The sequence below is a fragment of the Streptomyces sp. CoH27 genome (assembly GCF_020181035.1).
GTDB lineage: Bacteria > Actinomycetota > Actinomycetes > Streptomycetales > Streptomycetaceae > Streptomyces > Streptomyces camelliae.
In genome coordinates, this window is the sequence record NZ_JAIQYY010000023.1 from 134,114 (window position 1) to 156,429 (window position 22,316).

Genomic DNA, 22,316 nt, shown 5'->3' on the forward strand with positions numbered 1-22,316 from the left:
GAACTACAAAGAGGACGGACTACAAAGACGTGATCCGGAACCGGGTGAAGGTCGCCGCCCCCGCGTGCCCCGGTCCCTCGGGAGCGACGGCGAACAGGCCGAGCAGGGCACCGACCCAGCCAGGGCGTGGCCGCGAAGACGGGACCGGAGCGGCGCGGGCCGTCCCCGACGTCGTAGCCGAACCGGCAGCGCGCCCCGGCGCCGATCTCGATCCGCAGCCGGGCCCGCCCCTCGGGCGCGGGGCAGGACACCCCGGCGTCCCGCTCCAGGTCGGCGACAGCCTCCGCGAACCGGTGCACGAGCCGGACCGTGCCGTCGACCGCCCGTTCCAGCCCGATCCAGCCGAACGCGTCCCCGAGGACGACGAGTCCGGCCCGCGCCCCGGGTTCGGCGGTGTCCAGCCGCAGCTCGACCTCCACCGTGCAGGGCAGGCCGGGCAGCCGCTGGGTCAGGAGGTTCGGGAGCCTGCGCGGGTCGTGGGCGTCGGCCGAGCGCGGATACGGTACGGCGCTCGCGCAGCAGCTCCGCCCCGGCGGCGACCCAGCGCAGCTCCTCCAGGAAGCCGTCGGGATCGCGCAGCTGGAAGGCGCTGTGCCGCTGGGCGCCGTGGTTGTCGAGCTCGGCCGGCCCCTGGCCGCGGACAAAGGTGCGCCCGCCCCAGAAGTTGTGCCCCTCGACGTCGGGAACGGCGACACCGACGCCGAGGTGGTGTGCGTGGTCGGCGGGGCTCAGCTCGGTCACCGCCGTACCGGCCAGGGTGGTGACCGGGTGCAGATAGGGGCGGGGGGAGAGCCGGGCGGGCAGTTCGGGCCGGGTGACATACCGGGCGACCGGGCGGCCCACGGCCCGCAGGACCAGGGTGTCGGGGGAGGTCATCAGCGGCTCACCTCGTTCCGTACGGCCCAGGGAGCGCCCAGTTCGGAGTAGAGGGCGAGGGTGTCGGCCGAGGCCGCGACCAGTGCGTCGATGCCGGGCACGATCCGGCGGTCCTCGGCGGGCAGCCGCCGCCAGGCGCCGTCCGGGAGCGGGGCCGGGTCGGGGGCGGTGCGGACGGCCTCCACGACCCGCATGAAGGCGCCGGTGTCGTCCGGCGGGACCAGCAGCTCCGCACCGGCCGTGAGGTGCTCGACCAGGTTCTCCAGCAGATCGGTGCGGCCGTACTCGGTCTCCTCCGGGCCGTGCCCGGCGCGCTGGAGCAGTACCCGGTCCTGCTTGTACCAGAAGGTGATCCGGCCGCTGCCGCCGTGCACCAGGACGTACGGCTCCCCCGGTTCCTCGGCGCACAGGGTCGCGGCGACGGTGACCGGGCCGCGCGGGGTGCTCACGCGGACGCAGGAGGTGTCGTCGGACTCGATGTCGTTGGCCCGCCGCAGCTCGGTCTCGATGCCGGTGACGTCCTCGGCGCGGGTGGTGCCGAGCAGGGCGAGACCGGTGGCGACGGCGTGCGCGAGGGGATTGGTGAGGACTCCGTCGACCACGTCGGTGCCGTTCAGGCGGCGCCGGCCGGCCCAGGGGGCGCGCCGGTAGTAGGCCTCGTCCCGGGCCCAGGCGCCGGCGCCGCCGACCCCGACGATCTCGCCGATCGCGCCCTCGGCGAGCAGCCGCCGGATCGCGGGCACGGCGTGCGAACCGAGCGACTGGAACCCGATCTGGCAGACCACGCCCGCCGCGCCCACCCCGTCGGCCATGCGCCGGAACTCCGGGTACGACGGCGCGGGCGGCTTCTCCAGCAGCAGGTGCGCACCCCGGGCGGCCGCCGTGAGCGCGAGGTCGGTGTGGGTGGGGATGGGGGTGCAGACGACCGCGATCCGGGCGCCGGTGGCGTCGAGGAGCGCACCGAAGTCGGCGGACTGCTCGGGTGTGCCGAGGCCGTCGGGGATCTCGTGCGGGGCCAGCGGGGTCAGCTCGCAGATCCCGGCGAGCCGGACGAGGCCGCGCCGCTGGAGCCGGCGGATGTTGTCGAGGTGCCAGCGGCCGTGACCGCGCGCGCCCGCGAGAACGATCGGCAGTGTCATCCCTTCACCGCCCCCGCGCTGAAGCCGGTGATCAGCCACTTCTGGATGAAGGCGAAGACGATCACGACGGGTACGGCCGCGATGATGCCGCCCGCCGCCAGCGCGCCGAGGTCGACGCTGTCCGCGCTCATCAGGGTGTTGAGGCCGACCGGGATGGTCTGCTTGCTCTGGTCGGACAGGAACATCAGGGCGAACAGGAAGTGGTTCCAGGCGTGCACGAAGGCGAAGGAGCCGACGGCGATCAGCCCGGGCCGCAGCAGCGGCAGGACGACGATCCGGAAGGCGGTCATCCGGTTGCAGCCGTCCACCCAGGCGGCCTCCTCCAGGGAGTACGGCACGTTCCGGATGAACCCGCTGATGAGGATCATCGACAGCGGCAGCTGGAAGACGGTCTCGGCGATGACGACACTCGCGAGCGAGTTGATCATCGACAGCTTGGCGAAGATCTGGAACAGCGGGACCAGCAGCAGCGCGCCCGGCACGAACTGGGAGCACAGCAGGGCCAGCATGAACCCGCGCTTGATCCTGAAGTCGAAGCGGGCGAGGGCGTAGCCGCCGGCCAGGGCGACGACGGTGGTCAGCACCAGGGTGGCGAGGCCGACGTAGACGCTGTTGGTGAAGTAGGTGCCGAAGCTGCGCTCGGTCCACACCTTCTGGAAGTGCTCGAAGGTCATCGGCCACGGCACGAGCGAGGTGGAGCCGGCCGGGCGCAGGGCGAAGAGCAGGATCCAGTAGAAGGGGATCAGGGTGAAGAGGAGATAGATCGACAAGGGGACATAGATCTGCCGGCGCGGTACCTCGTCCCAGGCGCGCCGCCGCTTGCGGGGCCGGGCGGGCTCGGGCGCCACGCGCCTGTCCTCCGCGGGAGCGATCTCGGTGATCACTTGGTCTCACCTCCGAACTTGCTCAGCCGCAGATAGACGATCGAGCAGAAGAGCAGGATCACGAACGCCACCGTGGTCAGCGCGGAGGCGTAGCCGAAGTTGTGCGCGTTGACACTGGTGTTGGCGATGTAGAGGGGCAGGGTCGTGGTCTCGCCGGCCGGGCCGCCGCCGGTCAGGGTGTAGAGCAGGTCGACGTTGTTGAACTCCCACACCGCGCGCAGCAGCGTGGACAGCACGATGGCGTCCTTCAGATGAGGCAGGGTGATGTGCCAGAACTGCTTGATCCTGCTCGCCCCGTCGACCTCGGCGGCCTCGTACAGGTCCTTCGAGACGGACTGGAGGTCGGCGAGGATGAGGATCGCGAAGAAGGGCACACCCCGCCACAGGTCGGCGACGACCGCCGCCGGGAAGACGGTGGAGGTGTCCGACAGCCAGCTGGTGCCGTACGACCCGATGCCCGCGTCGGCGAGGTAGCGGGTGATGCCCGTCTGGGAGTTGTAGAGCAGCACCCAGATCGCGGAGGTCAGCACGCCGGAGACGGCCCAGGGCGAGAAGACCAGGGCGCGGCCCAGCGCCCGGCCGACGAAGGTCTGGTTGACGATGAGCGCCAGCGCCAGGCCGAACAGCAACTGCAACCCGACTTCCACCACGACCCACTTGGCGCTGAAGGACAGCGTGTCCCAGAACTGGGGGTCGTGGGCGAAGATCTGGGTGAAGTTGCCGAATCCCGCGAAGCCGTTCCGCCACGGCTTGGTCGGGTTGTATTTCTGCAGGCTGTAGTAGAAGACGCTGAGCACCGGGTAGGCGATGAAGCCCAGCATCAGCAGGGCCGCCGGGGCGATCAGCAGGTACGGCAGCCTGCGCGGGGGCGCGGAGGCACGGCGCCGCCGGGGTGGCGCGGGCGGTTTCGCCACGGCTGCGGCTTGGGCCATGACTGTTCTCCGTTCGCAGTGGGGCACTTGCAGCGGCTATAGGAAGCGCTTGCTACATGCACATGGGTGAAGCGCTTCGGCAGGTGGGACAAACGCGGGTGTGCTCAGCCGGCGTACGGGTCCGGCACATGGCCCGGCCGGGCCAGGAACTCGAAGTCGCAGCCGGTGTCGGCCTGGGTGATCTGCTCGTTGTAGAGGGCGCCGTAGCCGCGTTCGTACCGGGCGGGCGGCGGGGTCCACTCGGCCCTGCGGCGCGCCAACTCCCCGTCGTCCACGTGGAGATGGAGGCTGCGGGCGTCGACGTCCAGGGTGATGAGATCCCCGGTGCGCACCAGCGCCAGGGGCCCGCCGACGTACGACTCCGGGGCCACGTGCAGCACACAGGCGCCGTAACTCGTGCCGCTCATCCGGGCGTCGGAGATCCGCACCATGTCCCGCACGCCCTGCTTGAGCAGGTGGTCGGGGATGGGGAGCATGCCGTACTCGGGCATGCCGGGGCCGCCCTTGGGACCGGCGTTGCGGAGCACCAGCACGCTGTCGGCGGTGATGCCGAGCGCGGGGTCGTTGATGATGCGCTGCATGGTCTTGTAGTCGTCGAAGACGACCGCCGGTCCGGTGTGCTTGAGCAGGTGGGGCTCGGCGGCGATGTGCTTGACGACCGCGCCGTCCGGGCAGAGGTTGCCGCGCAGCACGGCGACCCCGCCCTCGCTCGCGACCGGGTTGTCCCGGGTCCGGATGACGTCGTCGTGGTGCACCTGGGCGCCCGCGATCTGCTCGCGCAGGGTGTCGTACGAGACCGTCGGCCGGTCCAGGTGGAGCAGGTCCGGGATCCGGGAGAGGAAGCCGGGCAGGCCGCCGGCGAAGTGGAAGTCCTCCATGAGGTACGTACGGCCGCCGGGGCGGACGTTGGCGAGGACGGGCACGGTGCGGGCGATGCGGTCGAAGTCGTCGAGGGTGAGCCGTACGCCCGCCCGGCCGGCCATGGCGATCAGATGGATCACGGCGTTGGTGGAGCCGCCGAGGCCGAGCACGGTGGTGACGGCGTCCTCGAAGGCCTCACGGGTGAGGATCCGGCTCAGCTTCCGGTCCTGGTGGACGAGTTCGACGGCTGTCATGCCCGCTTTGGCGGCCATCCGGTCGTGTCCCGAGTCCACCGCCGGGATGCTGGACGCGCCCGGCACGGTCACGCCGAGCGCCTCGGCGGCGGCCGTCAGCGTGGACGCCGTACCCATCGTCATGCAGTGGCCCGGCGAGCGGGCCAGGCCGCTCTCCAGCTCGGCCATCTCGCAGTCGCCGATGAGGCCGGCCCGCTTGTCGTCCCAGTACTTCCACATGTCGGTGCCGGAGCCGAGGACCTCGCCGCGCCAGTGGCCCGGGAGCATGGGCCCGGCCGGCACGAAGACGGCGGGCACATCGGCCGAGGCGGCTCCCATGAGCAGGGCCGGGGTCGACTTGTCGCAGCCGCCCATGAGGACCGCGCCGTCGACGGGGTAGGAGCGCAGCAGCTCCTCGGTCTCCAGCGCGAGCAGGTTGCGGTAGAGCATGGGGGTCGGCTTCTGGAAGGTCTCGCTGAGCGTGGAGACCGGGAATTCGAGCGGGAAGCCCCCGGCCTGCCACACGCCCCGCTTCACGGCCTGCGCGCGGTCCCGCAGATGCACATGGCACGGGTTGATGTCGGACCAGGTGTTGAGGATCGCGATGACCGGCTTGCCGAGGTGTTCCTCGGGGAGATGGCCGAGCTGGCGGGTGCGGGCGCGGTGGCTGAAGGAGCGCAGGCCCTCGGTGCCGTACCACTGGTGGCTTCTGAGCTCCTCGGGGCGTTTGCGGGGCGCGCTCATATGGACCATCCGGCGGCGATGGCGGCTACCTCGGCGCGCTCGTCCTCGGGGAGGTGCCGGCTCGGGGGCCGGACGTCCCGGCGGCACAGGCCGAGCGAGGCGAGGGCCTCCTTGACGATGGTGACGTTGTCGGCGGAGCCGTGGGCGGCCCGGAGTTCCTCGAAGCGGCGGATCTGCTCCCACACCTTCATGGCGGCCGGGTAGTCGCCGGACCGCAGCGCTTCGATCATGTTCAGCGAGACGGCCGGGGCGACGTTCACGAGTCCGGAGGTGAAGCCGGTGGCGCCCGCCGAGAAGTAGGAGGGGGCGTACGGCTCGGCGAGCCCGGCGACCCAGACGAAGCGGTCGAGGCCGGCGTCGCGGGCGAAGGCGGCGAAGCGGGACGCGTCCGGTACGGCGTACTTGACGCCGATGACGTTCGGGCAGTGGTCGGCGAGTTCGGCGAGCCGGGCGCCGGGCAGCTGGGCGTTGCGCAGGTACGGCACCACGCCCAGCTCGGGCACGGCCTCGGCGATGGCGCGGTGGTAGTCGACCCAGCCGGCCGCGGAGACGTAGGGGTGGGCGGGCTGGTGCACCATGACCATGCCCGCGCCGAGGTCACGGGCGTGCCGGGCGGAGGCGACGGCGGTGGGCAGATCATGTCCGACACCGACGAGGATCGCGGCGCGGTCGCCGACCTCGTCGATGGTCAACTCGGTGACGAGACGGCGCTCTTCGGGGCTGAGGGCGTAGAACTCGCCGGTGTTGCCGTTCGGGGTGAGGGTGGTGATCCCGGCTTCGAGCAGGCGGCGCAGCAGGGCCCGGTGGGTGCCGGTGTCGATGGAGCCGTCCGCGGCGAACGGGGTCACCGGGATGGCCACCACGTCGGCCAGGGCCGCCCGCCTGCTCTCGAACGTCACGCTGCTCATCGATGACCTTCCTCTGCGACGGGCCGGGGATCCTAGGCGTCCGAGGGGAATGCGCGCTGGACGAAGGACGCGATGTGGGCGTGCAGGGCGCCGGCGGCCCCGTCGGCGTCGCCGGCGAGCGCGAGCCGCAGAATGTCCCGGTGCTCGGCGGCCTCCCGCTCCCAGGAGGGGTCGGTGGCCCAGGCGACGGCGGAGACGAGGGCGGCCTGGTCGCGGACCTCGTCGAGCATCCGGCCGAGCAGCGGATTGCCGCACGGCAGGTAGAGGGCGCGGTGGAACTCCCGGTTGGCGAGCGACCGTTCGGCGGTGTCGGTGGCCTCGTCGGCGCGGGAGAGCGCGTCGCGGGCGTCGTCGAGGGGGGCACCACGCCGGACGGCCCTGCGCAGCGCCTCCGGCTCCAGCAGCAGGCGCACGTCGTAGACCTCGCGCGCCATGTCCGCGTCCACCATGCGCACTGTGACGCCCTTGTACTGGCTCATCACGACGAGTCCGGTCCCGGCGAGGGTCTTCAGCGCCTCGCGCACCGGGGTCTTGGACACCCCGAACTGCGCGGCCAGCTCCGTCTCGACCAGGGCCTGTCCGGGCGTCAACTGCCCGGTCAGGATGCGGTGTTTGATCGCGTCCAGCACGAACTGCGTGCGGGACGGGATCGGGGTGGGCACAGAGGTCATGTGGCCCTCTCGGATCTCACATATCGCGTCTCATATATGACGTACGAAGTACGACGCGGTTGAAGGTAAGAGGGGGCCTGTGTTTCGTCAATGCTTCTGACAAAGGAAGTCGGGGGACCCTCAGAGCGTGTGGGTGGCGCCCTCGACAGCGGCGAAGGTGGGCCGGCCCGCCATCTCGGCGGCGCGTGCGGTGGCCGCCTCGCGGGTGAGCGTGGGACCGACGTGGGTGACGAGCAGCCCGCGCACACGCGCCTCGCGGGCGATACGCCCGGCGTCCTCGGGCGTCAGATGCACCTGTGCGCCCTGTTCGCTCTCGCGATGCACGTCGATGTCGGCCTCGCACAGGAACAGATCGGCACGGTAGGCGAGTTCACCGAGCGCGGCGCACGGCCCGCTGTCCCCCGAGTACGCGAACACGCTCCCCTGGCACTCGGCCCGCAGCCCGTACGCCTCGGTGTCGTGGGCGACGGCGCGGGCGGTCAGCCGGAGGTTCCAGTGCCGGACGTCGTGGCCGTCGTACAGGACCCGGAAGTCGAAGACGCCCTTGAGGAACCCGACGTCCGGCCGCCCGAAGAAGCCGGCCAGCCGCTCGGCACAGTCCCGCGGGGCGTACACCGGGATCGGCGCGTGCGGGGTCATCGCGCCGAAGGCGAAGGCATAGGCGGCGGCGAGCAGGTCGGCACTGTGGTCGGCGTGCAGATGGGAGATCCAGATCGCGGTGAGCCGCGCCGGATCCGTGTGCCGTTGCAACGCGGCGAACGACCCGGGGCCCGCGTCCACCCACACCTCGGCCCCACCGCCGGCCAGCAGATACCCCGAGCAGGGCCGGTCGGGACCGGGATGCGGGGAGGCGGTGCCGAGGACGGTGAGGCTGAGGGGCATGGAGGGAAGCGTACGGTGCCGTTTCAGCTAGTGCCGCGGCAGGCAACGGCCCGTCAAGGAGCGGCGTCCGGTGCGTGCTCTGGGGGGTCCCCCCGGCCGAAGGCTGGGGGAGTGCCGGCCGGAAGCCCTCGTACTGGACGTACTTGGGCTTTCGGCCGGTGCGGCGAGTGGGGGTACCCCCTCTGGGGGAGCGTGCAGGGCGTCGCGACGGGGCGAACGTTGCCTGTTGCGGCACTAGGGGCGCTGCGACTCCCCAAGGGGCGCGGGGCTGTGCCGGTGTGCGGCTCGAAGCCGCTAACCCGACACCGGCCGCCATTCCGGATCCCGGCCGCTCAGACCCACGGCTCGGTCCAGCAGCGTCGAAGACTCCGGCACGGGAACGACCGGCCCGAACAGCCCGCTGCCCCGGCCGGGATCGTCGGCGGCGGCACGCAGGAACGTCAGCGCCGAGCCCAGCGCGGCGGGGTCGGGCGCATACTCCTGTCCCGTGGCGCGCGCCAGATCCCACCCGTGGATGACGAGCTCGTCGGCGACGACGGCACCCGCGACCGCCGCCGGCAGATCCACCCCGCCGGCCCGGGTGTCCCCGGTCCACGCGGCCGGGTCGCGCCAGGCGTCGGCCAGCTCGTCCAGCGTCTTGGACAGCTCCTCGCGCCAGCCGGGCCCGATGTCCGGGACGGTGGCGCCCGGGTTGGTGTCGGTCGTGGGACCGAGGTCCTTGCGGGCCGCGTCGCGGAAGGCGACGGACAGCCCCAGCACGTGACCCAGCAGATTGCGCACCGCCAGGTCCGGGCAGGGTGTCGGGCCCGTCATCTGCTCGTCGGTCACCGACTCGGCGAGCCGCGCCACGATCCTGGTCTGCGGTCCGAGGTCCAGCGGGGTGGTCATGCCTGTCTCACTCCTTCAGGGTCGCTGCCTGTACGAAGGGCAGACCGGCGGGCTCCCGAAAACTCATCGGTCCGCGTACGCCCGCGGGGCACGACTGACACGTTCCGACGGATTGCCGCCGGGAGCGGACCGCACCGGAATCCGGAATAAGGCACCTTACCGATCCGCGCCCACCCCCCTTAGCCCCACGATGACCAGGCATGACGACTTCCTGGACCCTGCCGCGCGTGCTGCGCGACCGCAACGCGGGGCTGTATCTGACCGCGGTGATGGTGTCGGGCTTCGGCAACTCCGCGCTGTTCCTGGCATCGGGTGTGTGGGTGAAGGACCTCACCGGCTCCGACAGCCTGGCCGCGCTGTGCATGCTCGCCATGTGGGCCCCCACCCTGGCGGGCCCGGCGCTGGGCACGATCGCCGACCGCGTCCGCCGGGGGCCCCTGCTGGTGGCGCTGAACGCGGGACTGGCCGCCCTGCTGCTCACCCTGTGCACCGTGCGCTCGCCGGGCGGCCTGTGGCTGCTCTTCACCGTCCTGCTGGTCTACGGCGCCGCCGAGGTCGTCCACGACGCGGCCGAGTCGGCCCTGGTGACCGCGGCCGTCGGCCCGGAGCGCCTCGGCGACCTCAACGGGCTGCGCATGGCCGTCACCGAAGGCATGAAGCTCGTCGCCCCGCTGACCGGGGCGGGTCTGTACACGGCCTTCGGCGGCCCGGCCGTCGCCTGCCTGGACGCGGGCACCTTCGCGGTCGCCGCCGGGTTGTACGCCCTGCTGCGGGTGCGCGAGGAACGGCCGGCCCGGACCGGCGGCAGCCGGTGCAAGGAGACCGCGGAGGGCGTCCGGCACCTGTGGGGCCACCCGGAACTGCGACCGCTGGTCGGGGCGGGCGGTACGACGATGTTCCTCGCCTCCTTGAGCAGCACCACGCTGTATGCGGTCGTCGACCGCCTCGGCCACTCCCCCGCGTACACGGGCGTGCTCTACGCCGTCCAGGGCGCCGGCTCGGTGGCGGCCGGGCTCGTCTCGGGCACCGCGCTGCGGCGGCTCGGTCCCCGCCGGTTCGCGGCGGCGGGGATCGCGCTGACGGCGCTCTCGATGATCATCCGTGCCGTGCCGTCGGACCCGGTCGCCCTCGCGTCCTCCGCGGCGGCCGGTCTCGGGCTGCCCTGTGTGCTCGTCGCGGTGTTCACCGCCGTCCAGCAGCGGACGCCCGGCCCGCTGCTGGGCCGGGCGACGGCGACCGCCAGCACCCTGGTCTTCACGCCGAACGTCATCGGGCTCGGCCTCGGCGCGGGCCTGGTCGAACTTGCCTCCCCCGTGCTGCTGTTGCCGGTCTACGGCCTGGCGCTGCTGCTGACGGCGGCCGTGCCGGCTCAGCGCGCGGACAGGGCCTCTCGTACCGCTGCGAGGTCGTCGTCCGACGCCAACCCGGCGTGATACAGCCGCAGTTCGGTCGCGCCTTGCGCACGCGCGCGTGCCGCGTCGTCCGCGAGGGTGCCGGGGCTGCCGCCCATCCCGGAGACCACGGTGAAGTTGGCGGCCAGCACCGTCTCCTCGCGGGCGTGTGCGGCGAAGGGCGCGAGCAGGGCCGTGCCGCCGGCGCACGGTACGACGACGCCGTCGGCGACGGAGAGGACGCGGGCGGGGTCGGTGCCGGGGTTGGCGCCGCAGTGGTACGGGACCGGGTCGGCGTGCAGCAGGATCTGGAAGCCGGCCGGGGCGGCGGCGCGTACGGCGGCGACGGCCTCCTCCTGGAGGGTGCCGGCGGTTTCCTCGCGCCACGCGCGCGTGCGGGCCGCCGCCTCCTCACCGAGGAGCTTGCCGACCGTCGGCCAGCCCTCGTCGCCAGCGGCGCCCCGCCACAGCGGCTCCAGCGCGTCCCGTACGGAGGCCGCCAGCGCGTCCGGGTCGAGGCCCTGCCCGTCGTACCCGGCACGGCAGGACGGGCAGAAGCACAGGGCCATCAGGTACTGCCCGGCCTCCCCGAGGGCGACGCCGCCGGTCTTGTCGTGGGCGTGCAGATGCTGGAGCCCGTACCAGCCGAGGGACTCCAGCTCGGTGCCGTGCGCGCCGGGGCGTACGGCGGCCTCGGCGGCCAGGTCGGCCAGGTACGCGCGCGTGGCGGGCTGGGCGATGCAGGGCGCCCAGGGGTAGCGGTCGCCGTAGGCGTTGACGACCGAGGTGTCCGGGTGCTCGGCGCCCAGGCGGGAGTTGTGGGCGAGGACGACCCAGGTGTGCACCTCCAGGCCGGCCGCGGCCAGGGCCCGCGCGGCCTCGCCGTGGGCGTCGCCCGGGGCCCAGCGGCCGGCGGGGTACGGCCTGAGGCCCCGGCCCGCCCAGCGTTCGCCCGGCGGGTAGAGGACGGCCGCGTACTCGGCGGTGACGATGCGGTGGCCGGGGTGGCGGGGGGTCAGGGCGCGGGTGGAGTGGTAGGCGGCGGCGAGGGTCACCTGCTCCACGCCGAGCCCGGCCACGCGCGCGGGGGCGTCGGGATCCCCGGTGACGTCCCAGGGGTAGAGGAACGCGGACGCCTTCACCGGCCCTTCTCCAGCAGCGCATGGCCCCGTTCGATGAGCTGGGCGAGCTGCTTGACATGCTCCTCCGGCGGCTCGTGCAGCGGGGGCCGGACCTCGCCGACGTCCAGGCCGCGCAGCCGTACGCCCGCCTTGACGAGGGAGACGGCGTAGCCGGGGCCCTGGGCGCGCAGTTCCACGAACGGGCGGTAGAAGCCGTCCAGCAGGCGCCCCAGGGTCGCCGTGTCGCCCGTGCCGAGGGCGTTGTAGTAGGCGAGGGCGATCTCGGGGGCGAAGCAGAAGACGGCCGAGGAGTACAGGGTGATGCCGAGGGCGTGGTAGGCGAGCTGGGTCTGTTCGGCGGTGGGCAGGCCGTTGAAGTAGAGGAAGTCGCCGGGGACCTCGGTGCGCACGGTGCTGACGATGCGCTGCATGAGGTCGAGGTCGCCGAGGCCGTCCTTGAGGCCGATGATCCCGTCGGTGCGGGCGAGTCCGACCACCGTGTGCGGGGTGAAGACGGCGTTGTCGCGCTGGTAGACGATGACCGGGAGGGCGGTGGCGGCGGCGACCTCGCGGTAGTGCCGCAACAGGCCCTCCTGTCCGGCCTGGACGAGGTACGGGGGCATGGCGAGCAGGCCGTCGGCGCCCGCCTCCTCGGCCAGGCGCGCGTAGCGGACGGCGAGCGCGGTGCCGTATCCGGCGCTCGCGACCACCGGCACCCGCCCCTCGGCCGCCTCCACGGCCGCCCGTACGGCCGCCTGGAACTCCTCCGGCAGCAGCGCGTGGAACTCTCCAGTGCCGCAGCAGGCGAACACGGCGGCGGCACCGGCCTCGACACCCCGGCGCACATGGGTGCGGTAGGTGTCGAGGTCGAGGGCGCCGCCCTGGCCGTAGGCCGTGACGGGGAAGAAGAGCGGCCCGCTCGGGGCGCTGAGCCGGGCGGCGAGAGGGGCTGGCGTCACGGGCTCTCCCTTGGGACACGCGGTACATGTTTCTGATTGATGTCTATGTTTCTGAACGCGACCACGCTAAGGGGCCTGCTTGCGGCTGGTCAAGCGGGGAAACTCGTAACCCCGAAGTGAATTCACCGAGATCACGCGACACTTGACGGTGCACAGCGGAACTCTCTAGCTTGCCCATATATGTGAATGCCGGCCACAAGGAGAACCGAGGATGCCCGCTCCCCGCACCGTTCTGCTCACCGGCGCCGCCGGCGGGCTCGGCACCCTGATGCGGTCCCTGCTGCCGGAGTACGGCTACACCCTGCGCCTGTTCGACGTGCGCCCCGTCGAGGGCGCGCCGGACGCGATCACCGCCGACCTCGCCGACACGGCGGCCCTGCGTGAGGCGGTGCGGGGCGTGGACGCGGTCCTCCACCTCGCGGGCATCTCCCTGGAAGCCCCCTTCGAGAAGATCCTGAAGTCCAACATCGAGGGCACCTACAACCTGTACGAGGCCGCCCGCCAGGAGGGCGTGCCCCGGATCGTCTTCGCCTCCTCCAACCACGCCGTCGGCTTCACCCCGGCCCCGCGCGCGGGCGACCCGCTCATCCCGATCGACACCCCGCGCCGCCCGGACACCTTCTACGGCCTGTCGAAGTCCTTCGGCGAGGACCTCGCCCAGCTCTACTGGGACAAGCACGGCCTGGAGACCGTCTCCGTCCGCATCGGCTCCTGCTTCCCGGAGCCGGCCAACGTGCGCATGCTCTCGGTGTGGATGAGCCCGGCCGACGGCGCCCGCCTCTTCCACGCCGCTCTGACCGCCGAGGGGGTCGGCCACACGGTCGTCTACGGCTCCTCCGCCAACACCCGGCTGTGGTGGGATCTGACCACCGCGCGGGCGCTCGGTTACGAGCCGCAGGACGACTCCGAGCCGTACGCCGAGAAGCTGATCGCCGAGCAGGGCGAGCTGGACCCGGAGAACCCGGCGCACACCCACCTGGGCGGCCCCTTCGTGAGCGACCCGCCGATCTGGCCGTACTGACCTCACTGAAGACTCCGGGCGGCGGAAAAACGTCGCTCACGCGCGCGGGCGGGCACCGAACGGACCCGCCCGCCGCCATGTTCGGGCATCCGGACCGCCCGCTCCCACCCCGCCGGCCGCGGCCGCGCAGGTCCGCGCCGGGCACGCTGTACGGCAAGCGGGCACACCCGGGCAGGAACGGGCCCGCAACAGACCTGGTCAGCGCCGCGTACCCGCTGTAGAACTTCCCCCATGGGCCCGAACGGGCGATTCCACGGGAAGGCGGGTGACGAGATGAGCACGAGGACGGCCGAAGAGCGCCAGCGTGAGATCGTGCTGGCGGCGCGCGCCACCGGCTCGGTCGACGTCACCGCGCTCGCCGCCGAGCTGGGCGTGGCCAAGGAGACGATCCGGCGCGATCTGCGCGCGCTGGAGGACCACGGTCTGGTCCGCCGCACCCACGGCGGCGCCTATCCGGTGGAGAGCGCCGGCTTCGAGACGACGCTGGCCTTCCGCGCCACCAGCCATGTGCCCGAGAAGCGCCGGATCGCGGCCGCCGCGGCCGAGCTGCTCGGGGACGCCGAGACGGTCTTCGTCGACGAGGGCTTCACCCCGCAGCTCATCGCCGAGGCTCTGCCCACCGACCGGCCGCTGACCGTGGTCACCGCCTCCCTGCCGGTCGCGGGCGCCCTGGCGGAGGCCGAGAACATGTCGGTGCTGCTCCTCGGCGGCCGGGTCCGGGCCGGCACGCTGGCCACCGTCGACCACTGGACGACGAAGATGCTCGCCGGTTTCGTCCTCGACCTCGCCTACATCGGCGCCAACGGCATCTCCCGCGAGCACGGCCTCACCACCCCCGACCCGGCGGTCAGTGAGGTCAAGGCGCAGGCGATCCGGGCCGCCCGGCGGACCGTGTTCGCGGGCGTGCACACCAAGTTCGGCGCGGCCGGCTTCTGCCGGTTCGCCGATGTCGGCGCACTGGAGGCGATCGTGACGAGCACCCTGCTGCCGGCCTCCGAGGCGCACCGCTACTCCCTGCTGGGCCCGCAGGTCATCCGGGTCTGAACAACCTGCTCAGGCAGTCCGAAAACGAACTCAGTCCCCTGTACGGCACCTCCACGCCCTGGAGTGCCCTTTATCTCCCCATTCATCCAGGAGCGATCCATGCGAACCCCGAGCCGACGGAGGCCGCGAGCCACGCTCGCCATGGCCGCCGCAGGGACGCTGCTCGCCCCGCTCCTCTCCGGCTGCTGGGCCGGTGCGGGCGGGTCCGGTTCCGGCGGCGACGCCATCAACGTACTGATGGTCAACAACCCCCAGATGACCGAGCTCCAGAAGCTCACGGCCGCCCACTTCACCAAAGAGACCGGCATCAAGGTCAACTTCACGGTCCTGCCCGAGAACGACGTCCGCGACAAGATCAGCCAGGACTTCGCCAACCAGGCCGGCCAGTACGACGTGGCCACCCTGTCCAACTACGAGATACCGATCTACGCCCGCAACGGCTGGCTGCACGAGATGAACGGATACGTCGCGAAGGACCCGTCGTACGACGAGCAGGACGTGCTCGGGCCCATGCGCCAGTCCCTCACCGGAAACGACGGCAGGCTCTACGGACAGCCCTTCTACGGCGAGTCGTCGTTCCTGATGTACCGCAAGGACGTGTTCGCGGCGAAGGGCCTGACCATGCCCGCCCACCCCACCTGGCAGCAGGTCGCCGACCTGGCCGCGCGGGCGGACGGCGCACAGCCCGGGATGAAGGGCATCTGCCTGCGCGGACTGCCCGGCTGGGGCGAGCTGATGGCGCCGCTGACGACGGTCGTGAACACCTTCGGCGGCACCTGGTTCGACGAGAAGTGGAAGGCCCACCTGGACTCCCCCGAGTTCGAGAAGGCGACAAAATTCTATGTCGATCTCGTCCGCGCGCACGGCGAGTCCGGCGCCGCCCAGTCCGGCTTCGCCGAGTGCCTCAACGACATGACCCAGGGCAAGGTCGCCATGTGGTACGACGCCACGAGCGCCGCCGGACTGCTGGAGGCGGCCGGTTCCCCGGTCAAGGGCAAGCTCGGCTACGCCCCGGCCCCCGTCGAGAAGACCCCGTCCTCCGGCTGGCTCTACACCTGGGCCTGGGGCATCCAGAAGGCCTCCCGCAACCCCGACAAGGCCTGGAAGTTCATCTCCTGGGCGTCGGGCAAGGGCTATGAGCAGCTGGTCGGCGAGACCAGTGGCTGGCCGAACGTGCCGGCGGGCAAGCGGGCGTCGACGTACGAGAACGCCGACTACCGCGCCTCGGCCGCCTCCTTCCAGGAGATGACCAGGCAGGCCATCGAGAGCGCCCGCCCGGACGACCCCGGCGTGCAGCCGCGGCCCGCGCCCGGCATCCAGTTCGTCGGCATCCCCGAGTTCACCGACCTCGGCACCAAGGTCTCCCAGGAGATCAGCGCGGCCATCGCCGGACGCCAGTCGGTCGGCTCGGCCCTGAATACGTCCCAGGCGCTCGCCGAGAAGATCTCCAAGGAGTACGAGGGACGATGACAGCGACGACCACGGCCCCGCTCACGGCCACCCCCGCACGTACCGTGAAACAGCCCTCGGCCCGGCTGCGCGCCTGGGCCACCCGGGCCCCGCTGCTGCCGGCCCTCGTCTTCATGATCGCGGTCACCCAGCTGCCGTTCGTGGCCACGCTGGTGATCTCCTTCTTCGACTGGAACGCCCTCTACCCCAAGGCCCGTCACTTCACGGGCCTGGACAACTACCGCCAGGTGCTCACCGACGCCGACCTGCGCCACTCGGTGTGGACGACCGTGCTGCTCACGGTGGCCGTGGTGCTCGCCAGCCTGGTCCTCGGCCTGGCGCTCGCGCTGCTGCTGGACCGGAAATTCCGCGGCCGGGGCATCGTCCGCACCCTGCTCATCGCACCCTTCCTCGTGGTGCCGGTGGCCGCAGCCCTGCTCTGGAAGCATGTGCTCTACAACCCTGAATACGGCCTGCTGAATGGGTTGTTGCACTATGTGGGCGGCCCACAGCCGGACTGGATCTCGAACACCCCGCTGCTCGCCGTCGAGGCCTCCCTGGTGTGGCAGTGGACACCGTTCATGATGCTGATCCTGCTCGCCGGGCTGCAGAGCCGGGACCAGCAGCAGATCGAGGCCGCGCGGGTCGACGGCGCGAACGACTGGCAGATCTTCCGCCACCTCACCCTCCCCCACCTGCGCCGCTACCTCGAACTCGGCGCCCTGCTCGGCTCGATCTACATCGTGCAGAACTTCGACGCCGTCTTCACGATCACCTCGGGGGGCCTGGGCACGGCGAACCTCCCCTACACCGTCTACCAGAGCTTCTACCAGGCCCATGAGAACGGCCTCGCCTCGGCGGCCGGCGTCCTGGTCGTCATCGGCTCGATCATCATCGCCACCTTCGCGCTGCGCGTGGTGTCGTCCCTGTTCCGCGAGGAGGTGTCCCGCGCATGAACGCCGTACCGCACCGGAACGGACCGAGTGCCGTACTACGCCGTAACGGGCTGGGCCTGGTGGCCTGGCTGGCCGGCGTCGTGTTCTTCCTGCCGATCGCCTGGATGGCCCTCACCTCCTTCCACTCGGAGGCGGACGCGGCGACCAACCCGCCGTCCTTCACTGCGTCGTTGACGCTGAACGGCTACCGCGAGTTCTTCGGCAGCGGCGGCGGGGCGAGCCCGTGGCCCGCGCTGATCAACTCCACGGTCGCGTCCGTGGTCTCCACGCTCTGCGTCCTGCTGCTGGCCCTCCCGGCGGCGTACGCGCTGTCGATCCGGCCGGTGAAGAAGTGGACGGACGTGCTGTTCTTCTTCCTGTCCACGAAGATGCTGCCGGTCGTGTCGGGCCTGCTGCCGATCTACCTGTTCGCCAAGAACACCGGGATGCTCGACAACATATGGCTCCTGGTCATCCTCTACACCTCCATGAACCTGCCGATCGCGGTGTGGATGATGCAGTCCTTCCTCGCCGAGGTGCCGGTGGCGGTGATCGAGGCGGCGAGAGTGGACGGCGCCCGCCTCCCGACGATCCTCGCGCGCGTGGTCGCCCCGATCGCCCTGCCCGGCATCGCGGCGACGGCGTTGATCTGCTTCATCTTCAGCTGGAACGAACTTCTCTTCGCCCGAGTCCTGACGGGCGTGGTCGCCGAGACCGCCCCCGTCTTCCTGACCGGCTTCATCACCAGCCAGGGCCTGTTCCTGGCCAAGGTGTGCGCCGCGTCGCTCGTCATCTCCCTGCCGGTGCTCGCCGCGGGGTTCGCCGCCCAGGACAAGCTGGTCCAGGGCCTGTCGTTGGGAGCCGTGAAATGAAGGCCGCCGTCATCGAGTCCGTGGGCCGCGCCGTGGTCACCGAGGTGCCGGACCCGACGCCGGGCCCACGCGAGGTCGTCGTGGAGGTGGCCGCCTGCGGCCTGTGCGGCACCGATCTGCACATCCTCCAGGGCGAGTTCGCACCCGAGCTGCCCATCGTCCCCGGGCACGAGTTCGCCGGCGAGGTGGTCGCTGTCGGCACCCAGGTCACGGAGCTGGCGGCCGGCGACCGGGTGGCCGTCGACCCGTCCCTCTACTGCCATGAGTGCCGTTACTGCCGTACCGGCCACAACAACCTGTGCGAGCGGTGGGCGGCGATCGGCGTGACCACGGCCGGCGGGGCCGCGCAGTACGCGGTCGCCCCGGTGGCCAACTGCGTGAAACTCCCCGAGCACGTGCGCACCGAGGACGCGGCCCTGGTCGAGCCGTTGTCCTGCGCGATCCGCGGCTACGACGTCCTGCGCTCCCGTCTCGGCGCCCATGTGCTGATCTACGGCTCCGGGACCATGGGCCTGATGATGCTGGAGCTGGCCAAGCGCACGGGTGCGGCGAGCGTGGACATGGTCGACATCAACCCCGCCCGGCTGGAGACGGCCCGCCGGCTCGGCGTCTCGGCGGCCGCGGGCGGCGCGGACGAGCTGGAACGGCCGCAGGGCTGGGACCTGGTGGTGGACGCGACCGGCAACGCCGCCGCCATCCAGGACGGCCTGGGCCGGGTGGCGAAGGCGGGCACGTTCCTGCAGTTCGGCGTGGCCGACTATGCGACGCGCGTGACGATCGATCCGTATCGCATCTACAACCAGGAAATCACGATCACCGGCTCCATGGCGGTGCTGCACAGCTTCGAGCGGGCGGCGGAGCTGTTCGCGAACGGGGTGCTGGACCCACAGGTCTTCATCAGCGACCGGCTGCCTCTGGACGAGTACCCGCGGGCGCTGGAGCAGTTCGCGGCCGGGGTGGGGCGGAAGATCGTGGTGGTGCCCTGAGACGGCTCGGGGTCCGGCCCCTGAGCCGATCGGGGGATGGGTAAGGGAACGGTAAAGCGGTGTCGTTCGTTCACCCGGCATGACAGCTATGACCCCTGGCTCGAACATTCCTCTGTCAGCCGCCCGCGTCACGGTGGACGTGGCCGCGCCCGTGCGGCTCGATGTGTCGGGCCTGCTGCTCACCGCCGACGGCAAGGTGCGCTCGGACGACGACTTCATCTTCTACAACCAGCCGGCGGGACCGGGCGTGACCTACACCTCCGGCGGGGGTACGGCCCCCGACGCGATCACGGTCGACACCGCCGCCGTCCCGCCGGACATCGAGAAGATCGTGGTCACCGCCAGCCCGGACGCGGCCGGCCAGACCTTCCAGGGCATCGAGCCGACGGCCACGATCCGCGACGCGGACGCCGGCGCGGTGCTGGGCACGTTCACCCCGCCCCGGCTCGGCACGGAGACGGCCCTGGTCGTCGTGGAGGTCTACCGCAGGGGCGGCGCCTGGAAGGCCCGTGCGGTGGGCCAGGGGTACGCCGACGGACTGGCCGGCATCGCGACGGACTTCGGGGTGACGGTGGAGGAACCGGCCGCGGCACCGGCGGCTCCGCCGCAGCAGCCAGTGGCTCCGCCGGTCCCGCAGGCTCCCCCGGCTCCCCCCGCTCCCCCGGCGCCCGTTCCCGGTGCGGGGAAGGTGAACCTGGACAAGGGCCGGGTCAGCCTGCAGAAGAACCAGACCGTGTCCCTGGTCAAGGCCGGCCGCCCGCTGCTCTCCCAGGTCAGGATGGGCCTCGGCTGGGAGCCGGCGTTCCGTGGCGCGGACATCGACCTGGACGCCTCGGTCATCGCCTACGGCCCGCAGCGCAACCACATCGACAGCTGCTACTTCGGCAAGCTGAGCATCCTGAACGGCGCGATCAAGCACTCCGGGGACAATCTCACCGGTGAGGGCGGGGGCGACGACGAGGTGATCGTGGTCGACCTCGGCCGGCTCCCGCAGGAGGTCACCGGTCTGGTCTTCACGGTGAACTCCTTCTCCGGCCAGAAGTTCACCGAGATCGCCAAGGCGTACTGCCGCCTGGTGGACGCCGCCACCGACGAGGAACTGGTCCGCTTCGACCTCACCCACGCCGAGCCTCAGACGGGCGTCATGATGGCCAAGCTCATCCGCCAGTTCTCCGGCGAGTGGGACATGACAGCGATGGGCGACTTCGTGAAGGCACGCACGGTGCGGAACATGGTGGAACCGGGGGCGAGAGCGCTGTAGTTCGCCGAGGGTGCGTGGGGGTTGATCGCTCTACCCCCGCAACCCCTCCATCAACAACCCCAGATACCGCCGGATCTGCGCGCCCTTCCCATCGGCCAGCTCCGATGCCGTAGCCACCCCATGGGCCAGCCGCAGCAGCTCGATCGGCTCCAAGTCGGCCCGCAGGAAGCCCTCCTCACGGGCCGCCTCGATCAACCGGCCCGCCGCGCCCCGCACCGTCGTCCCGCACGCCGTCAGCGCCGCCGTATTGCCGTCCGTGACCGCCGACCCCAGCAGCGCCTTCAGCCCGCGCACCTGGATCGTGCCGACGCACAGTTCGTACAGCCACTCCATCAGCGCCTCGCCCGGCGGGAGTTGTGCCGCCAGCTCGTCCGCCCGCGACCCCAGTGCCTCGATGCGGTCCACGTACGCGGCCTCCAGCAGCGCCTGCCGCGTCGGGAAGTGCCGGTAGAGCGTGCCGGAGCCGACGCCCGCCCGCTTGGCGATGTCGTCGAGCGACGCGTTCTCCCCATGCTCGGCGAAAGCCTCCGCCGCCACCTTCAGCAACCGCTCGTAGTTGCGCCGAGCGTCCGCACGCATGGGCCTGACCTGCGTCATCCAGTTACTCCTTGCCAAACCGGGGACTCTCTCCGTATTTTACCGACATCTAAACGGAGACAGTCCCCGCTTGCTGCCGTCCTGCTCCGTGGCAGCTCACCCCTGCCATGGAACACCGCCGCGCGCCCGGGGACCCCAGACCGGGAGACCGTCATGTCCACCCCGTCCGTACCGTCCGCCACCGCCACCGCGTCCACCGCGCCCTCGCCACCCGCGAGGCTCGGCACCACCCTCCTCGTCATCGTCACCGCCTATCTGATGGTCGGCGTCGACTCCACCGTCGTCAACGTAGCCCTGCCCGACATCCAGCGCGGCCTGCACTTCAGCCGTACCGGACTGTCCTGGGTCCTGAACGCCTACACCCTCGCCTTCGGCGGTCTGCTGCTGCTCGGCGGGCGGGTCGGCGACGTCCTCGGCCGCCGCCGCACCCTGACCACCGGGGTACTGCTGTTCGCCGTGTCCTCGCTGCTCGGCGGTCTCGCCGTCGACGGCGGCTGGCTGCTCGCCGCCCGCGCGCTCCAGGGCCTCGGCGCCGCCCTGATCGCCCCCAGCACTCTCGCCCTGATCACCACCAACTTCCCCGACGGGCCCCGCCGGCACCACGCCCTGAGCGTCTACTCCGCCATGGCCGGCATCGGTGGCTCGGCCGGCCTCGTCCTCGGCGGCATGCTCACCTCCTGGGCCTCCTGGCGCTGGGCCCTGCTCATCAACGTCCCGATCGGCGCGGCCCTCGCCCTCGCCCTGCCCCGCTTCGTCACCGAGACCCCGCGCCACGCGGGCCGGTTCGATCTGGCGGGCGCGCTGACCGGAACCGCGGGGACCACCTCGCTGGTGTACGCGTTCATCCGGGTCTCCGAAGCCGGCTGGAGCGACACCCGGGCCCTGCTCGGCTTCAGCGCGGCCGCCGCTCTGCTGGCCGGCTTCGTCCTGGTCGAATCGCGGGCCGACCAGCCGGTCATGCCGCTGCCCCTGCTCGGCGACCGGAACCGGGCCGGCGCCTACGCGAGCATCCTGCTGCTGCCCGCCGGCATGTTCGGCGCCTTCTACTTCCTCAGCCTCGTCTGCCAACAGGCCCTGCGCTACAGCCCGTTGCGCGCGGGATTCGCCTTCCTGCCCATGACGCTGGTGATGTTCACGGCCGTACGGCTGGTGCCCCGGCTGCTGGCCCGCTTCGGTGTGAAGCCGGTGCTGCTGACCGGCATGACGCTGGTCGCCGTGGCCTGCGGCTGGCTGTGGCGGCTCGGGCCCGGGGACGGCTACGCCACCGGGCTGCTCGGGCCGCTGATGCTGCTGGGCCTCGGCACGGGCCTGAGCTTCATGCCGCTGAACGCGACGATCCTGTCCGCCGTCGAGCCCCGGGAGGCGGGCGCGGCCTCCGGCCTGCTCCAGACCCTCCAGTGGCTCGGCGGCACGGTTGGCCTGTCCGTCCTGGTCACGGTGTACGGCACGGCGACCCGGCACACCACTGGGGCACCGGGTGCCGTCCTCGTCCACGGCTCCGCCCGCGCCTTCGGCGCCGGCGCGCTGATGACCCTGGCCGCGCTGGCGGTGGCGGCGACGGTCCTCACGGGTCGCCGCCGGTCCGTCTAGTGCTGTGACCGCATAGGTTCGCCGGGTCGGTGGTCATGGCGGTTGGATGTGTGGTGACGTCTGATCCGACTG

General features: G+C 71.7%; 20 protein-coding genes and 2 pseudogenes. 9 read left to right on the forward strand and 13 right to left on the reverse strand.

The genetic code is table 11. The features are described from left to right. Positions 1 to 19: 19 nt before the first annotated feature. From LE548_RS33800 to LE548_RS33845, 10 genes and pseudogenes are all read right to left on the reverse strand, one after another. Positions 20 to 494 (reverse strand): annotated as a pseudogene (locus tag LE548_RS33800) (glycoside hydrolase); the annotation flags it as partial. After that, a pseudogene (locus LE548_RS33805) lies at positions 493 to 876 on the reverse strand (DUF6807 family protein); the annotation flags it as partial. The pseudogenes LE548_RS33805 and LE548_RS33800, both read right to left, overlap by 2 nt. Continuing rightward, the gene (locus tag LE548_RS33810; RefSeq protein WP_225100831.1) at positions 876 to 2,015 is read right to left on the reverse strand and encodes a Gfo/Idh/MocA family protein; all 1,140 of its coding nucleotides are present in this window, start codon (positions 2,013 to 2,015) and stop codon (positions 876 to 878) included. The gene LE548_RS33810 and the pseudogene LE548_RS33805, both read right to left, overlap by 1 nt. Further along, positions 2,012 to 2,899: a carbohydrate ABC transporter permease gene (locus LE548_RS33815; protein ID WP_225100832.1), complete on the reverse strand. Its 888-nt coding sequence runs from the start codon at positions 2,897 to 2,899 to the stop codon at positions 2,012 to 2,014. The genes LE548_RS33810 and LE548_RS33815 overlap by 4 nt, the downstream gene beginning before the upstream one ends. After that, positions 2,896 to 3,831, reverse strand: a complete 936-nt coding sequence (locus LE548_RS33820) for a carbohydrate ABC transporter permease (protein ID WP_225100833.1) — start codon at positions 3,829 to 3,831, stop codon at positions 2,896 to 2,898. Before LE548_RS33820 ends, LE548_RS33815 begins: the two co-directional genes overlap by 4 nt. Before the next feature lie 104 nt (positions 3,832 to 3,935). Then, positions 3,936 to 5,678, reverse strand: coding sequence for an L-arabinonate dehydratase (araD, locus tag LE548_RS33825; protein ID WP_225100834.1), 1,743 nt, complete (start codon positions 5,676 to 5,678; stop codon positions 3,936 to 3,938). Beyond that, positions 5,666 to 6,577: a dihydrodipicolinate synthase family protein gene (locus tag LE548_RS33830; protein WP_225100835.1), complete on the reverse strand. Its 912-nt coding sequence runs from the start codon at positions 6,575 to 6,577 to the stop codon at positions 5,666 to 5,668. The genes araD and LE548_RS33830 overlap by 13 nt, the downstream gene beginning before the upstream one ends. A gap of 32 nt (positions 6,578 to 6,609) precedes the next feature. Then, positions 6,610 to 7,248, reverse strand: coding sequence for a GntR family transcriptional regulator (locus tag LE548_RS33835; protein WP_225100836.1), 639 nt, complete (start codon positions 7,246 to 7,248; stop codon positions 6,610 to 6,612). A 120-nt stretch (positions 7,249 to 7,368) separates the two neighbouring features. After that, positions 7,369 to 8,130, reverse strand: coding sequence for an MBL fold metallo-hydrolase (locus LE548_RS33840; protein ID WP_225100837.1), 762 nt, complete (start codon positions 8,128 to 8,130; stop codon positions 7,369 to 7,371). A gap of 294 nt (positions 8,131 to 8,424) precedes the next feature. Then, entirely contained in the window at positions 8,425 to 9,018 is a 594-nt protein-coding gene (locus LE548_RS33845) for a TIGR03086 family metal-binding protein (protein WP_225100838.1), read from the reverse strand. 200 nt (positions 9,019 to 9,218) lie between these two features. Between LE548_RS33845 and LE548_RS33850 the strand changes: the two genes are divergently transcribed. After that, positions 9,219 to 10,451, forward strand: a complete 1,233-nt coding sequence (locus LE548_RS33850) for an MFS transporter (RefSeq protein WP_225100839.1) — start codon at positions 9,219 to 9,221, stop codon at positions 10,449 to 10,451. On the opposite strand, the gene LE548_RS33855 is transcribed toward LE548_RS33850, so the two are convergent. Both LE548_RS33855 and LE548_RS33860 read right to left on the reverse strand, forming a co-directional pair. Continuing rightward, a complete protein-coding gene (locus tag LE548_RS33855) occupies positions 10,388 to 11,551 on the reverse strand; it encodes a hypothetical protein (RefSeq protein ID WP_225100840.1) in 1,164 nt (387 codons plus the stop codon). The genes LE548_RS33850 and LE548_RS33855 overlap by 64 nt on opposite strands. Continuing rightward, complete coding sequence (locus tag LE548_RS33860) at positions 11,548 to 12,489, reverse strand: 5-dehydro-4-deoxyglucarate dehydratase (protein WP_225100841.1); 942 nt, start codon at positions 12,487 to 12,489, stop codon at positions 11,548 to 11,550. The genes LE548_RS33855 and LE548_RS33860 overlap by 4 nt, the downstream gene beginning before the upstream one ends. A gap of 211 nt (positions 12,490 to 12,700) precedes the next feature. Here LE548_RS33860 and LE548_RS33865 point away from each other — a divergent pair, with 211 nt between their 5' ends. The 7 genes from LE548_RS33865 to LE548_RS33895 all read left to right on the forward strand — a co-directional run bounded on the left by LE548_RS33865 (position 12,701) and on the right by LE548_RS33895 (position 20,057). Then, positions 12,701 to 13,510, forward strand: coding sequence for an NAD(P)-dependent oxidoreductase (locus LE548_RS33865; protein WP_225100842.1), 810 nt, complete (start codon positions 12,701 to 12,703; stop codon positions 13,508 to 13,510). Between the two features lie 273 nt (positions 13,511 to 13,783). Next, positions 13,784 to 14,554 carry a DeoR/GlpR family DNA-binding transcription regulator gene (locus LE548_RS33870; RefSeq protein ID WP_225100843.1) on the forward strand — a complete coding sequence of 257 codons (771 nt, stop codon included), beginning with the start codon at positions 13,784 to 13,786 and terminating at the stop codon, positions 14,552 to 14,554. 99 nt (positions 14,555 to 14,653) lie between these two features. Then, positions 14,654 to 16,024, forward strand: a complete 1,371-nt coding sequence (locus LE548_RS33875) for a sugar ABC transporter substrate-binding protein (protein WP_225100844.1) — start codon at positions 14,654 to 14,656, stop codon at positions 16,022 to 16,024. Continuing rightward, positions 16,021 to 16,959, forward strand: coding sequence for a carbohydrate ABC transporter permease (locus LE548_RS33880; protein ID WP_225100845.1), 939 nt, complete (start codon positions 16,021 to 16,023; stop codon positions 16,957 to 16,959). Before LE548_RS33875 ends, LE548_RS33880 begins: the two co-directional genes overlap by 4 nt. After that, positions 16,956 to 17,810, forward strand: a complete 855-nt coding sequence (locus LE548_RS33885) for a carbohydrate ABC transporter permease (protein ID WP_225100846.1) — start codon at positions 16,956 to 16,958, stop codon at positions 17,808 to 17,810. The genes LE548_RS33880 and LE548_RS33885 overlap by 4 nt, the downstream gene beginning before the upstream one ends. Continuing rightward, a complete protein-coding gene (locus tag LE548_RS33890; protein WP_225100847.1) occupies positions 17,807 to 18,796 on the forward strand; it encodes a zinc-dependent alcohol dehydrogenase family protein in 990 nt (329 codons plus the stop codon). Before LE548_RS33885 ends, LE548_RS33890 begins: the two co-directional genes overlap by 4 nt. Before the next feature lie 88 nt (positions 18,797 to 18,884). Continuing rightward, positions 18,885 to 20,057, forward strand: coding sequence for a TerD family protein (locus LE548_RS33895; RefSeq protein ID WP_225100848.1), 1,173 nt, complete (start codon positions 18,885 to 18,887; stop codon positions 20,055 to 20,057). 30 nt (positions 20,058 to 20,087) lie between these two features. On the opposite strand, the gene LE548_RS33900 is transcribed toward LE548_RS33895, so the two are convergent. Continuing rightward, on the reverse strand, positions 20,088 to 20,654 hold the full coding sequence (locus LE548_RS33900; protein ID WP_225100849.1) for a TetR/AcrR family transcriptional regulator: 567 nt from the start codon (positions 20,652 to 20,654) through the stop codon (positions 20,088 to 20,090). 153 nt (positions 20,655 to 20,807) lie between these two features. Between LE548_RS33900 and LE548_RS33905 the strand changes: the two genes are divergently transcribed. Then, positions 20,808 to 22,244, forward strand: a complete 1,437-nt coding sequence (locus tag LE548_RS33905; protein ID WP_225100850.1) for an MFS transporter — start codon at positions 20,808 to 20,810, stop codon at positions 22,242 to 22,244. Positions 22,245 to 22,316 lie beyond the last annotated feature (72 nt).

Coding starts and splice junctions, on each gene's coding strand:
- LE548_RS33845 (WP_225100838.1), bottom strand. CDS start 9,018: ATGACCACCCCGCTGGACCTCGGACCGCAGACCAGGATCGTGGCGCGG.
- LE548_RS33850 (WP_225100839.1), top strand. CDS start 9,219: ATGACGACTTCCTGGACCCTGCCGCGCGTGCTGCGCGACCGCAACGCG.
- LE548_RS33895 (WP_225100848.1), top strand. CDS start 18,885: ATGACCCCTGGCTCGAACATTCCTCTGTCAGCCGCCCGCGTCACGGTG.
- araD (WP_225100834.1), bottom strand. CDS start 5,678: ATGGTCCATATGAGCGCGCCCCGCAAACGCCCCGAGGAGCTCAGAAGC.
- LE548_RS33870 (WP_225100843.1), top strand. CDS start 13,784: ATGAGCACGAGGACGGCCGAAGAGCGCCAGCGTGAGATCGTGCTGGCG.
- LE548_RS33885 (WP_225100846.1), top strand. CDS start 16,956: ATGAACGCCGTACCGCACCGGAACGGACCGAGTGCCGTACTACGCCGT.
- LE548_RS33875 (WP_225100844.1), top strand. CDS start 14,654: ATGCGAACCCCGAGCCGACGGAGGCCGCGAGCCACGCTCGCCATGGCC.
- LE548_RS33830 (WP_225100835.1), bottom strand. CDS start 6,577: ATGAGCAGCGTGACGTTCGAGAGCAGGCGGGCGGCCCTGGCCGACGTG.
- LE548_RS33905 (WP_225100850.1), top strand. CDS start 20,808: ATGTCCACCCCGTCCGTACCGTCCGCCACCGCCACCGCGTCCACCGCG.
- LE548_RS33890 (WP_225100847.1), top strand. CDS start 17,807: ATGAAGGCCGCCGTCATCGAGTCCGTGGGCCGCGCCGTGGTCACCGAG.
- LE548_RS33820 (WP_225100833.1), bottom strand. CDS start 3,831: ATGGCCCAAGCCGCAGCCGTGGCGAAACCGCCCGCGCCACCCCGGCGG.
- LE548_RS33900 (WP_225100849.1), bottom strand. CDS start 20,654: ATGACGCAGGTCAGGCCCATGCGTGCGGACGCTCGGCGCAACTACGAG.
- LE548_RS33880 (WP_225100845.1), top strand. CDS start 16,021: ATGACAGCGACGACCACGGCCCCGCTCACGGCCACCCCCGCACGTACC.
- LE548_RS33835 (WP_225100836.1), bottom strand. CDS start 7,248: ATGACCTCTGTGCCCACCCCGATCCCGTCCCGCACGCAGTTCGTGCTG.
- LE548_RS33810 (WP_225100831.1), bottom strand. CDS start 2,015: ATGACACTGCCGATCGTTCTCGCGGGCGCGCGCGGTCACGGCCGCTGG.
- LE548_RS33865 (WP_225100842.1), top strand. CDS start 12,701: ATGCCCGCTCCCCGCACCGTTCTGCTCACCGGCGCCGCCGGCGGGCTC.
- LE548_RS33840 (WP_225100837.1), bottom strand. CDS start 8,130: ATGCCCCTCAGCCTCACCGTCCTCGGCACCGCCTCCCCGCATCCCGGT.